Source organism: Sphaerisporangium sp. NBC_01403 (genome assembly GCF_045040145.1).
In the GTDB taxonomy this organism is placed as follows: Bacteria; Actinomycetota; Actinomycetes; order Streptosporangiales; family Streptosporangiaceae; genus Sphaerisporangium; species Sphaerisporangium viridialbum.
Genome location: NZ_CP109534.1, coordinates 7,867,942 through 7,879,955, shown reverse-complemented (window position 1 = coordinate 7,879,955; position 12,014 = coordinate 7,867,942). Strand labels below are relative to the sequence as shown.

At 70.1% G+C, this 12,014-nt stretch carries 11 protein-coding genes; 7 read left to right on the top strand and 4 right to left on the bottom strand.

Features of this window, described 5'->3' with window-relative positions:
- Positions 1 to 115 precede the first annotated feature (115 nt).
- Complete coding sequence (locus tag OG589_RS35355; RefSeq protein WP_405142602.1) at positions 116 to 1,111, bottom strand: hypothetical protein; 996 nt, start codon at positions 1,109 to 1,111, stop codon at positions 116 to 118.
- 285 nt (positions 1,112 to 1,396) lie between these two features.
- Between OG589_RS35355 and OG589_RS35350 the strand changes: the two genes are divergently transcribed.
- The 3 genes from OG589_RS35350 to OG589_RS35340 all read left to right on the top strand — a co-directional run bounded on the left by OG589_RS35350 (position 1,397) and on the right by OG589_RS35340 (position 5,551).
- Positions 1,397 to 2,317 (top strand): SRPBCC family protein, encoded by a 921-nt coding sequence (locus OG589_RS35350; protein WP_405142600.1) that lies wholly within the window; start codon positions 1,397 to 1,399, stop codon positions 2,315 to 2,317.
- A gap of 35 nt (positions 2,318 to 2,352) precedes the next feature.
- On the top strand, positions 2,353 to 3,522 hold the full coding sequence (locus OG589_RS35345; RefSeq protein ID WP_405142598.1) for a zinc-dependent alcohol dehydrogenase: 1,170 nt from the start codon (positions 2,353 to 2,355) through the stop codon (positions 3,520 to 3,522).
- A gap of 577 nt (positions 3,523 to 4,099) precedes the next feature.
- Positions 4,100 to 5,551 (top strand): multicopper oxidase family protein, encoded by a 1,452-nt coding sequence (locus tag OG589_RS35340; RefSeq protein ID WP_405142596.1) that lies wholly within the window; start codon positions 4,100 to 4,102, stop codon positions 5,549 to 5,551.
- Between the two features lie 30 nt (positions 5,552 to 5,581).
- Here the strand turns inward: OG589_RS35340 and OG589_RS35335 are convergent, their stop codons facing one another.
- Complete coding sequence (locus OG589_RS35335) at positions 5,582 to 5,956, bottom strand: winged helix-turn-helix transcriptional regulator (protein ID WP_405142594.1); 375 nt, start codon at positions 5,954 to 5,956, stop codon at positions 5,582 to 5,584.
- 107 nt (positions 5,957 to 6,063) lie between these two features.
- On the opposite strand from OG589_RS35335, the gene OG589_RS35330 reads away from it, so the two are divergent.
- A complete protein-coding gene (locus OG589_RS35330; protein ID WP_405142592.1) occupies positions 6,064 to 6,714 on the top strand; it encodes an NAD(P)-dependent oxidoreductase in 651 nt (216 codons plus the stop codon).
- 8 nt (positions 6,715 to 6,722) lie between these two features.
- On the opposite strand, the gene OG589_RS35325 is transcribed toward OG589_RS35330, so the two are convergent.
- Both OG589_RS35325 and OG589_RS35320 read right to left on the bottom strand, forming a co-directional pair.
- Entirely contained in the window at positions 6,723 to 6,950 is a 228-nt protein-coding gene (locus OG589_RS35325) for a hypothetical protein (RefSeq protein WP_405142591.1), read from the bottom strand.
- A gap of 3 nt (positions 6,951 to 6,953) precedes the next feature.
- Positions 6,954 to 7,808: an MFS transporter gene (locus OG589_RS35320; protein ID WP_405152190.1), complete on the bottom strand. Its 855-nt coding sequence runs from the start codon at positions 7,806 to 7,808 to the stop codon at positions 6,954 to 6,956.
- A gap of 202 nt (positions 7,809 to 8,010) precedes the next feature.
- On the opposite strand from OG589_RS35320, the gene OG589_RS35315 reads away from it, so the two are divergent.
- From OG589_RS35315 to OG589_RS35305, 3 genes are all read left to right on the top strand, one after another.
- Positions 8,011 to 9,621 carry an ABC-F family ATP-binding cassette domain-containing protein gene (locus tag OG589_RS35315; protein ID WP_405142589.1) on the top strand — a complete coding sequence of 537 codons (1,611 nt, stop codon included), beginning with the start codon at positions 8,011 to 8,013 and terminating at the stop codon, positions 9,619 to 9,621.
- A gap of 151 nt (positions 9,622 to 9,772) precedes the next feature.
- Positions 9,773 to 10,546, top strand: coding sequence for an FxLYD domain-containing protein (locus tag OG589_RS35310; protein WP_405142588.1), 774 nt, complete (start codon positions 9,773 to 9,775; stop codon positions 10,544 to 10,546).
- An 86-nt stretch (positions 10,547 to 10,632) separates the two neighbouring features.
- A complete protein-coding gene (locus OG589_RS35305; RefSeq protein WP_405142586.1) occupies positions 10,633 to 11,739 on the top strand; it encodes a saccharopine dehydrogenase family protein in 1,107 nt (368 codons plus the stop codon).
- The last annotated feature ends 275 nt before the right edge of the window (positions 11,740 to 12,014 follow it).

Genomic DNA, 12,014 nt, shown 5'->3' with positions numbered 1-12,014 from the left:
TGGCCGCGCGACCGGAGTAGGACATCCGCTCACCTGCGGCTTCGCCATACGCAGATCCGCGTACGCCCGCGGGCCCGTCAGGCTCCACGGAGAGCTCGCCGCGAAGGCCGAGGCTCTACGGCGAACTCGGCGCGAAGTACGAGAGGGTCAGCCAGACGACGGCGGCGGCGACGCCGATCAGCACGGCGAGGTCTCTGGGACGTTCGGGGATCCTGTTCCACAGCGAGCGCACCGTCGCGGCGTGGGCGGTGGGCCTCCGGTAGCGCCAGGGGGACAGCACGATGAGGGTCCCCGCGAGGAACAGGTGCCATCTGACCAGGACAGCGGGATGCTCGTCGAAGCCGAGCCCGTAGCGGAGACGTTCCAGGAGGTCGAGGAGGGAGAGGGCGAGAAGCGTCGTCCCTGCTCCAAGGCAGGCCAGGCGCCTCAGCCGGCCGGTGGCGACGGCCCTCGCGGTCGCGGCCAGCGCGACGACGACGATCGGCAGGCCGGCCGGTCCGGCGGAATTGGCCCACGAAACAACGGCATCCCAGGGTGACTCCTGATACAAGAGGTGTGAGCCCTGGGAGACGTCAAAGACCGCGAACAGCGTACGGCAGTCCCCCGTCGCACACACGGCCGCCGCGGCGGGCGTGCGGCAGCCCACCGTCGCCCACACGGCCGCCGCGGCGGCGACCGTCCAGAGGGTGACCCCGTGCTTCACCGGGGGCACCGGTGACCGGGCCGCCAGGATCAGCCATATCGCGACGGCGTAGCAGGCGATCAGGGTCCAGGGGAGCGTGACGGGAAGCGCCCGTCCGGTGCAGGAGTCGGTGCCGGGCAGGGCGACCGCCGTGAGGAGCCCGGCCGCGAGGACGGCTCCCAGCGCCGAGACGGCGATGGGCGTGGCCCGGCGGGGCTCACGCAGCGCCAGCCCGGCCAGCAGGACCGGCAACAGGAGCCGCGACCAGTACAGCAACTGCCACGCGGCGACCTCCATGGTGGAGGGGTCCTGATAGTCCTCGTAACAGGTCCACCCGAAGGCGTCGACGCCGACCCCGAAGGTGGTCAGGATGACCGGCCCCGAGCTCGCCAGGACCGCACCGAAGCGGAGCGCCGCTCGCGTCTCCATCTCACCGCCTCCGAGGTGATCAACTCGGGTGAGAGTAGCGGATATTACGTCACGACCTCCGCAACACAGCGAAAGCGATATGTCATAACTCATACAGAAAAAGGATGATTTGCCCATGATTAGGGGGATTAGTGTCATCGTAAGTCGGAGGGGGTACGGCCCCTGGAACACGACAGTTTCCCCACCGGCGGGGACGGATCATCCGTCGGACGGCGTGCGCGCCGCAGGCAGCGGATCGGCCGCGATCACGGTGGACCGAGATCGAAAAGCACATGTGGGGTTCACATGAGCGAAGAGTATGAGCGCAAGACTGACCGTCTCGCCAGCGCACTCGGCTGGGCCAGCCTCGGCCTCGGGGCGGCGCAGCTCGCCGCGCCGGGGCCCATCACCCGCCTCGGCGGGCTGGACGACTCGGCCCTGGCTCGTGGCATGGTGCGGCTGGTCGGCGTACGCGAGCTGTTCCACGCCGCGGTCCTGCTGGGCAGCCGGCGACCCGCTCCCTGGGTGTGGACCCGGGTCGCGGGTGACGCCATGGACCTGACCGCTCTCGGCCGGGCCATCGCCAACCGCGAAGGCGACCGCCGCCGTCGCGTCACGGCCGTCACGGCGGCGGTCGCCGGCCTCACGGCCCTCGACCTGTACACCGCCATGCGGGCGAACCGGCGCAGGCCGAGCATCCAGCCCGAGGGCGCGATGGAGTTGCACGCGGCCATCACGGTCAACCGTCCCCGCCAGGAGGTGTACGAGTACTGGCACGACTTCGAGAACCTCCCGCGCTTCATGGCGCACCTGGCGTCGGTGGAGACGATAGGGGGCGGCTACTCGCACTGGAAGGCGCAGGGGCCCACGAGGAAGTGCATCGAGTGGGACGCGGAGATCATCGACGACCGTGCGGGAGAGCTGATCGCCTGGAGGTCGACGGAGGGCGCCACCGTCCGCAACAGGGGCGCCGTGAGCTTCACCGACGCCCCCGGCCGGCGCGGCACGGAGGTGCGGGTGGAGATCGAGTACGACCCGCCGGGCGGCAAGGTCGGGCTCGCCTTCGCCAGGCTGCTCGGCGAGCACCCCGAGCAGCAGGTGCGCGACGACCTGCGCCGGTTCAAGCAGGTCATGGAGACCGGCGAGGTGGTCCGTTCAGAGGGAAGCCCGGAGGGCATCCGGGCGCTGCGGCAGGCCATGCAGCGTCCCGCCCAGCCCGTGCGGTGAGACCGTCCCGCAGCCCGTGACGTGAGGAGGATCCCATGAAGGCCAACTGCTGGATGGGCCGCAACACCGTCGAGGTCCAGGAGGTCCCCGACCCCAAGATTCTGAACGCCCGCGACGCGATCATCCGCATCACCTCGTCCGCGATCTGCGGCTCCGACCTGCACCTGTACGACGGCTTCATCCCGACCATGGAGAGGGGCGACATCCTCGGCCACGAGTTCATGGGCGAGGTCGTGGAGGTGGGCCCGGACGTGTCGAACCTGCGGGTCGGCGACCGGGTGGTGGTCCCCTTCCCGATCGCCTGCGGCAACTGCTTCGCCTGCGAGCAGGGCATGTACTCGGTCTGCGAGAACAGCAATCCCAACGCGAGCCTGGCCGAGAAGCTCATGGGCCACGCTCCCGCGGGCATCTTCGGCTACTCGCACATGCTCGGCGGCTTTCCCGGAGGCCAGGCGGAGTACGCGCGCGTGCCGTTCGCCGACGTGGGACCGATCAAGATCGAGGACGACCTGCCGGACGAGCAGGTGCTGTTCCTGTCCGACATCTTCCCGACCGGCTGGATGGGCGCCGAGATGTGCGAGATCAAGCCCGGCGACGTCATCGCGGTCTGGGGAGGCGGCCCTGTCGGCCAGTTCGCCATCGCCAGCGCCTTCCTGATGGGCGCCGAGCGGGTCATCTGCATCGACCGCTTCCCCTACCGGCTCCAGATCGCCGCGCGCGCGGGTGCGGAGACGCTCGACTACGAGGAGATCGACATCCCGGACGCGCTGCGCGACATGACCGCCGGCCGGGGCCCGGACGCGTGCATCGACGCGGTGGGCATGGAGGCGCACTACCCGATCCCCGCCGTGCAGGCCTACGACCGGGCCAAGCAGGCGACCCGGATGGAGACCGACCGCCCGTACGCGCTGCGCGAGGCCATCCTGTCCTGCCGCAACGGCGGGATCGTCTCGGTGATCGGCGTCTACGCCGGCCTGGTGGACAAGTTCCCGATGGGCTCGTTCATGAACAGGTCGCTGACGATGAGGACCGGCCAGTGCCACGTCCAGCGGTACATGGAGCCCCTGCTGGGGAGGATCCGCGCCGGTGACATCGACCCCAGCTTCGTGATCACGCATCGCCTGCGGCTGGAGGACGCTCCGCGCGGCTACGAGATGTTCAAGCACAAGGAGGACGGCTGCAACAAGGTCGTACTCCAGCCGTAGGAAGCCCGCCCGGAATCTCGGGTCCGCCGCCGAGGGGATTCAGCTCGCCGATGTGCGACTTGACGTACCCCTACCCTTGTCTCCCCAGACGGAAATGGAGTGCGAGTCGTCAACCACAGGAACAGCCCGTATTTGTCCTGCAGCGCCAGAAGCTCGGGCAGGGTCGCGTATATCGCCCACGGAATAAGCGCCGTCGGCGATATACGCGACCCTCGGATACTTCCTGAGCCGTCACGGCCCGTACCGCGTCATTTTGGTGCGGAAAAACATATGCGCCTTCGCGTTTATTGCAATAGGCGTACCAGTCGCCGTCGATCGGTGTCAACGCGCGCTATTCATGCCGGGAAGTCGTCAATAGCGAAGCGTGTCGGGGTAGGGGTTGACAGGCCTCGGCCCGATTCAGGGGTTGACAATTCCTTGTGCCGATAAATCACACCCTGCCCCATCAAAGGTGAGCAACCTGGAAGAAGACACGCGTGCTGTCCGGTGGGACCTTCTTGGTGGCGAATATCTCGCCCGGGGGCGTGTCGCGGGTCGCGGGGGGCCTGGCCCGGGCTGTGCACTGATTGGGGTACTGATGCTGAACCGACGACGATTACTGGCCCTCGGTGCCACCGCGGGCGGGGCGATGCTGCTGCCGTTCACGAAGTTCACTCCGGCCGGCGCGAAGGACGGCGTGCCCCTTCGCAAGGAGTACCTCCTGGGCGACCGGGCCCCGCGTACCGGCGTGCGGCGGACCCTGGCGCCGTTCACCACCCAGATGCCCGTGCCGCAGGTGCTCCAGCCGGTGCAGTCGGGGGGCGTGGACATCTACAACATCCCCATCCAGGCCGCCACCGCCGAGATCCTCCCCGGCGTCCAGACCCCCGTGCTGACGTACGCCGGCCAGTTCGGCGGCCCGACGATCAAGGCCAAGACCGGGCGCCGGGTGAAGGTCATGTACCAGAACCGGCTGGACATGCCGGCGAACGTCCACTTGCACGGCGGCCACGTGCCGGCGGCCAGCGACGGCCACCCGATGGACGTGATCCAGCCCGGCCAGGCGCGGGTGTACGACTACCCGAACGACCAGCAGGGCGCGACGCTGTGGTACCACGACCACGCCCACCACATGGAGGCCGAGCACGTCTACCGGGGCCTGCACGGCTTCTACCTGATCGAGGACGACAGCGAGCGGGCCCTCAACCTGCCCTCCGGGGCCTACGACGTGCCGATCATGCTCCGGGACTCGGAGTTCGACGCCAACGGCGAGCTGGTCTTCTCGGACCCGGCCAACCGCACCACGATCCTCGCCAACGGCAAGGCGCAGCCGTTCTTCCCCGTCGCGGCGCGCAAGTACCGGTTCCGCCTGCTCAACGCCTCCAACGAGCACATCTTCCAGCTGAACCTCGGCGGCAAGCCGATGACGAAGATCGCCTCCGACGGCGGGCTGCTGCCCGCGCCCGTGCAGGTGACCGAGATGGTGCTCGCCTCGGCCGAGCGGGTGGAGGTCGTCATCGACTTCTCCCGCTACCCGATCGGCACCAAGCTCGTGCTCTCCAACGGCGGTGACCCGGTGCTGAGGTTCGACGTGGTGCGGCAGGCCGCGGACACCAGCCGCGTCCCCGCCCAGCTCCGCGCGCTGCCCGCCCTCCCGGCCGCGACGGTCGTGCGGGACGTGGCGATGAGCTTCGACCTCACGGGCACCGACCCCATCGGCATGATCAACGGCAAGGCGTTCGACCCGAACCGGGTGGACTTCCAGATCAAGCGGGGCAGCACCGAGATCTGGAACATCGTCAACGCCGAGACCATCCCCCTCGACCACACCTTCCACATGCACCTCGTGCAGTTCAGGGTGCTGGAGCGCGACGGCGGCGCGCCGCTGCCGCAGGACGCGGGCCTCAAGGACACCGTGCTCGTCCCGCCGGGCGGGTCGGTGAAGGTGCAGGCCACGTTCCGCGACTTCCTCGGGAAGTACATGTACCACTGCCACTTCCTGGAGCACTCATCGGTCGGGATGATGGGCCAGATGGAGATCATCCCGTAGACGCGGACGCGAGGGCCCCTGGGCGACGGATCAGGGGCCCGAGCGCGCGTCCTCGTACGCTTCCCGCGCGTCCAGGAGTTCGGGCATGTGAGACCGGGTCCACTCGCAGCAGGCGGCCATGGGAGCGAGGAGCGTGCGGCCGAGCGGCGTCAGCTCGTACTCGACGCGGGGAGGGATCTCCGGGTACGCGGTGCGCGTGACCATGCCGTCGCGTTCCATGGCGCGCAGCGACTCGGTGAGCACCTTGGGGGTCACGCCCCGCAGCGGCACCTGGAGCTCCGAGAAACGCCGGGGCCCGTCTACCAGGCACCTGATGATCTTCGCGGTCCACTTGTCGCCGATGCGGATCGGCGGAGGAGTGGGCGGGCAACTCGCGAACATGTCGGAATCCAGTGGCTGGCTCACTTTCGTGAGGGTACGCAACTACCGTTGCGGTAACCAGCGCCCCCCGGATTACCGTCTGCGGCATCGGCCGGCGACCACGCCGGGCCATGTCGGACGGAGCATCCCTCATGAGCAAGATCGTTGTATTCGGCGCGGGCGGCAGGGCAGGGCGGCGCGCCGTCGCCGAGGCCGTCGACCGAGGTCACCAGGTAAGCGCGGTGGTGCGCGACCCGGCCAAGTACGGGTACCTGGCGGATGGCGGGGTCACGGTGGTCGCGGGCGACGTCACGCGGGCCGACAGCGTGTTCGCCGCCGCCCAGGGTCACGACGTCGCCGTCAACGCCACCTACACGAGCGAGGTGTCGTCGGAGACGTTCTACGTCGGCGCGGCGCACGCCCTGCTGGACGGCCTGGCGCGGGCGGGCGTGCCCCGGCTGGTAGCGATCGGGATCGGTACCACGCTGGAGACCGCGCCCGGGGTCCGGGTCATGGACGCCCCCGGCTTCCCCGAGGACGCCCTGGTGTTCTCGCAGGGCCACGCGGCCGAGCTGGAGGTGTTCCGCGCCGCGGACACGGAGATCGACTGGCTGGTGCTCGCGCCGCCGCCGGTCTTCCTCGCCGACGACGTCGCCCGTACGGGCCATTACCGCCTGGGCGGCGTCGCGGTGCTGCCCGAGGTCGAAGGCGCGGGCCCGTTCTCCTACGCGGACCTCGCCGTCGCGCTCCTCGACGAGATCGAGACCCCGAAGCACCATCGCGCGCTGGTCGCCGTGGGCTGACCGGCCCTTCACCCCCGGCTCCGCCGCCCGGACCGCCACATCGCGAGCGCGATGAGCACGTACGGCACCGCGAGCAGCATGAAGATCGGCCCGGGACCGGTCCTGGTGGACGCCAGCCCGTACGCCGCGAAGGCCAGAACCGCCATCACCTCCGCCCCGAAGCCCGCCATCGAGGTGACCGTCGCCCGGGCACCGTCCGAGATGCGCTCCTGCAGGCGGGCCTCGGCGGCGGCCATCGCTCACTGGAAGACGCCGTAGGCGGCGGCGACCAGCACCATCCCCGCCGGACGGCCGCTCGCGGCACCGGCGGCCAGGCATCCGGCGGCGACGGCGAGGGCGGGGGCCGCCCACCGGGTGCCGGCTCCGGCGAACCACCCTCCGAGCGCGGTCCCGGCCGTGACGAGGAGGACGAGAAGGGGCACCGCGGACGCCTCGACGCCCGTCGACTCGGCCAGCAAGGGGACGTACTCGTCCAGCGAACCCGCGCCCATGAGCACCAGGACGAGCACGAGCGCGCCGCGCACGGGGGGCGCCCGCCGCACCTCCCGGACGCCCTCACGGAGCACCTTGGCGTAGCTCTCCCCGCGTTCCGACGCGGTGCGGGACTCGGGGAACGACCACCCCGCGACCGCCGTGAGCAGGGTCACCGCGACGCTCGCGACGCCCACGGCCAGGTAGCCGCCCGCCGCGAGCACCGGGGCGGCCAGGCCCGACGCCACCATGACGGCCGTTGTCCCGACGGCCTCCGAGCGGCCCGTGAGGCGGGCGTAGGAGTCCGATGCCCCGGCCCGCGCCAGCTCCTCGTACACGAGCGCCTGCAACGTCCCCGAGCGCAGGGCGGTGGCCGCGCCCCACAGCACGAAGCCGAGCGCGAAGGAGGTGTAGGAGGGGAAGAACGTCCACAGCGTGTATCCGCACCCGGCCAGGATGGGAGCGATCGCCAGCAGGCGCCTGCGGGAGAACACGTCGGCCCACAGGCCCGACGGCACCTCCAGCGCGAGCGAGGTGACCGACCAGATGACGAACAGCGAGGAGATCTCGGCGGCCGACAGCCCGTGGCCGGCGAACAGCACGGCATAGACGGGGTACAGCAGGATGAAGTCGTCGAGGAACGCGTAGGTGTAGAGCCTGCGCGCGAGCCTCCGCTCAGGTGAGCGTCAATGTCGCCAGGTCATGGGCGCACCCTACGACACGACCGTGACCCGGTGGAACCGGTTATCCACAGCCGTCGATATCGAGGTGCGTGGAGACGCCCGCGCTAGGTACCCTCCGCGAGAAGGTTGGGGAGGGATCGTCGTGGCGCATGTCGAGGTCGGCCGTCTGACGTACGTACTGCCGGATGGACGCCCGTTGCTGAACGAGGTCTCCTTCCGCATCGGCGAGGGCGTCAAGGCCGCGCTGGTCGGGCCCAACGGGGCGGGCAAGACCACGCTGATGCGCCTGATCGCGGGCGATGTGCGGCCGGTCGAGGGCAGCGTCGCCAGTTCCGGGGGGCTCGGCATCATGCGCCAGTTCATCGGCAGCATCCGCGACGGGCGCACCGTGCACGAGCTGCTGCTGTCGGTCGCCCCAGAGCGGGTGCGCGAGGCGGCGCGCAGGCTCGACGAGTGCGAGCTCGCCATGATGGAGCGCGAGGACGAGAAGACCCAGATGCGCTACGCCCAGGCGATCACCGACTACACCGACGCCGGCGGCTACGACATCGAGGTGCTGTGGGACACCTGCACGATGGCCGCCCTCGGCGCCCCGTACGACAACGTGAAGTACCGCGAGGTCAACACGCTCTCGGGCGGTGAGCAGAAGCGGCTGGTGCTGGAGGCGCTGCTCCGCGGGCCCGACCAGACCCTGCTGCTCGACGAGCCCGACAACTACCTCGACGTGCCGGGCAAGCTCTGGCTCGAACAGGCGCTCAGGGAGACCCCCAAGACGGTCCTGCTCGTCTCGCACGACCGGCAGCTTCTGGCGAACGCCGCCGGCCGCATCGTCACCGTCGAGTCCGGCAACGTCTGGGTCCACGGCGGCGGTTTCGCGACCTACGCGGCGGCGCGCAGAGAGCGCAACGAGCGGCTGGACGAGCTGCGCCGCCGCTGGGACGAGGAGTACGCCAAGATCAAGCGCCTGGTCGTCATGCTCAAGCAGAAGGCGCAGTACAACGACGGCATGGCCCCGGCCTACCACGCGGCGCAGACCCGCCTGCGGCGGTTCGAGGAGGCCGGGCCGCCCGAGGTGGCGCCGAAGGACCAGCTGATCAGCATGCGGCTGCGCGGGGGCCGCACGGGCAAGCGCGCGGTGATCTGCGAGGGCCTTGAGCTGACCGGCCTCATGCGGCCGTTCGACCTTGAGATCTGGTACGGCGAGCGCGTCGCGGTGCTCGGCTCCAACGGCTCGGGGAAGTCCCACTTCCTCCGCCTCGTCGCGGGCGAGGAGGTCCGGCACACGGGGGTGGCCCGGCTGGGGGCGCGGGTCGTTCCCGGGCACTTCGCCCAGACGCACGCCCGCCCGGAGCTCCAGGGGCGCACTCCCTGCGAGATCGTCATGACCGAGCACGCCAGGCTGAAGAACGAGGCGATGAAGGCCCTGGCCCGCTACGAGCTGGCGGGGAGCATCGCCGAGCAGCGCTTCGAGACCCTCTCCGGCGGCCAGCAGGCCAGGCTGCAGATCCTCCTGCTGGAGCTGTCGGGGGCCACGCTCCTGCTGCTGGACGAGCCGACCGACAACCTCGACCTCGCCAGCGCCGAGGCGCTGCAGGAGGGGCTCGACCAGTTCGCGGGCACCGTGATGGCGGTTACCCACGACCGGTGGTTCGCCGCCGACTTCGACCGCTATCTCGTCTTCGGCGCCGACGGCAGGGTGTACGAGTCGCCTGAGCCGGTCTGGGACGAGGCCCGGGTGGCGCGCGAGCGCTGAACGCGGACACACCGGCGGGGAGTGTGGAGGCGTTAAAGAATGAGTACGGCTTGCGCGTGTCGGAGGAGTCACGCCCGACTAACCGGGCTATGACGGCCTTGTGACCCAGCGTAGTCGAAACACGACAGCACTCGTACTCGGACTCGGGGTAGTGGCGGCAGCGACGCTCCTGGCCGGGTGCGGCGGCGACGAGGCGCAGCCAAAGCAGCGACTGAAACCGCTCGTGATCAAGGAACAGACGTCATCGGTCACACAAGGGACCGGTGGCTACGTGGTGACCTGGGCGGGCGTCATCAGCAACCCGAACCGGTGGCACTTCGGCGAGAGCGTCGCCGCCACCGTGGTCGGGCGCGACGCGGCAGGCAAGGAGGTCGTCCGCATGGAGCAGCCTCTGGACGCCGTGCCACCGGCCGGGACGCTGAAGTTCACGGGACAGGCCATGGCCTCGGCCAAGCCCGTCGACGTGAAGGTGGCCTACAAGCCGGCCCAGTGGCGGGAGGCCGCGCGGATCCCGTCCGCCTTCGTGCCGTTCCCGATCAACGCGCCCAACACCGAGAAGCTCGGCAACGGCTCCTACCTCGTGACCGGCGCGGTGGGGAACCCGTACGAGAAGGCCGCGACCAGCCTGGTGGTGACCGCGCTGCTGCGGGACAAGGACGGCAGGCTCGTCGGCGGCGCCAGCACGTACGTGGACGACGTGCACGCCGGGGCTCCGCGCCGGTTCGTGCTGACCGTGGACAGCCTCAACGGCGCGGGACCGGTGGCGCGTACGGACATCACCGCAAGGACGTGGGGGTCCAGCGGCCGGCCGTACGAGGAACTGGCCATGAGCGGCGCGGTGCCGCCCAGCACGGACAAACCCAAGACGCCGCCGTTCGCAAGGGATCGCGGGTCCCAGGCGATGCCGGTCGACCGCCGGCCGTGAGCGCGGGGCTGACCATTCCCACTTCCGGTGGCGACCGGCCCGCCCCGCTATGGATCTTGAAATCACCAGGGGGTTACGGTACTTACATGACTTCCCCCCGGATAGTCCTGTTCGGTGCCACCGGGTTCACCGGCCGGCTCACCGTCGAGGCGCTCCTGGCCCGCGGCGTCCATCCGCTGCTGGCCGGGCGCGACCAGGCGCGGCTTGAGGCGCTGGCCTCCTCGCTGCCGGTGGAGCTGCCGACCGCCGTCGCGGACGTGAACCGGCCCGCGACGCTCCGGCGGATCATCGAGCCGGGGAACGTGCTCATCTCCACCGTGGGGCCGTTCGCCCGCTGGGGGGAGCCCGCCGTGGAGGCCGCGATCGAGGCCGGCGGCGTCTACCTGGACTCGACCGGGGAGCCGACGTTCATCAGGCGCATCTTCCAGCGGTACGGCCCGGCCGCCGCCGCGTCGGGCGCCACGCTGCTCACGGCCTTCGGATACGACTACGTGCCGGGGAACCTCGCGGCCTCGCTGGCGCTGCGGAAGGCGGGGCCAGAGGCTGTTCGAGTGGATATCGGATACTTCGTCCAGGGCAACATGGCTCGCCGGACGAGTGCGGGAACCCGGGCGTCCGCCCTCGGAATGGTCCTCGAACCGATGTACGGCTTCCGTTATGGCCGCATCCTTCGCGAGCACGGGCGTACACGGGTGTTCACCGTGAACGGCCGCCGCAGGCACGGGCTGTCCGTGGGGGCCTCCGAGCACTTCGCCCTGCCGCGGACCCATTCCGGGCTGCGCGAGGTCAACGTCTACCTGGGCTGGCTCGGCGGGCTGACCAGAGTCGCCGGGGTGCTGTCCAGGGCGACGCCCTTCATCGCGGCGATCCCCGGCGCCAAGCGGGTCACCGAGGCCGTCGCCGACCGGGTGATCCAGTCGGGCGGCCGGGAGGACCCGCAGGCGCCGAGCGGGGACGGGGTCACGTCCCAGATCGTCGCCGAGGCCTACGACCGGGGCGGCAGGAAGCTGTCCACGGTGGAGCTGTGCGGCGGTGACCCGTACGACTTCACCGCGCGCGCTCTGGCGTGGGCCGCCATCACCGCCGCCACCGAGGGCGTGGCCGCCACCGGAGCCGTCGGGCCGGTGGAGGCCTTCGGGCTCGACGGCCTCACGAAGGGCTGCGCGGAGGCGGGGCTGACCGCCCTGGCGTGACCCGGAGCCGCCCGCCGCGTCCTGCCCTCGTCCCTGTCTCGCCCTGACCAGCGATGTCAGGTCAAATCCGGATATCAAGAGAAGCGCGGCCGTGCGGCAAATCGCCGGACAGTGCGGAGAAAAGTGGCGAGATCGCCACCGCTCGCGACCTGCACTTCCTTGTTAATGGTGATATGTCGAATTTGATGGCCATATCGGGGGCGGACCCCGCAAACAATCTTGCTGGCTTTCATTACGGTATTAATACAACGCCGGTCATTGTCCGGGAAACGGTG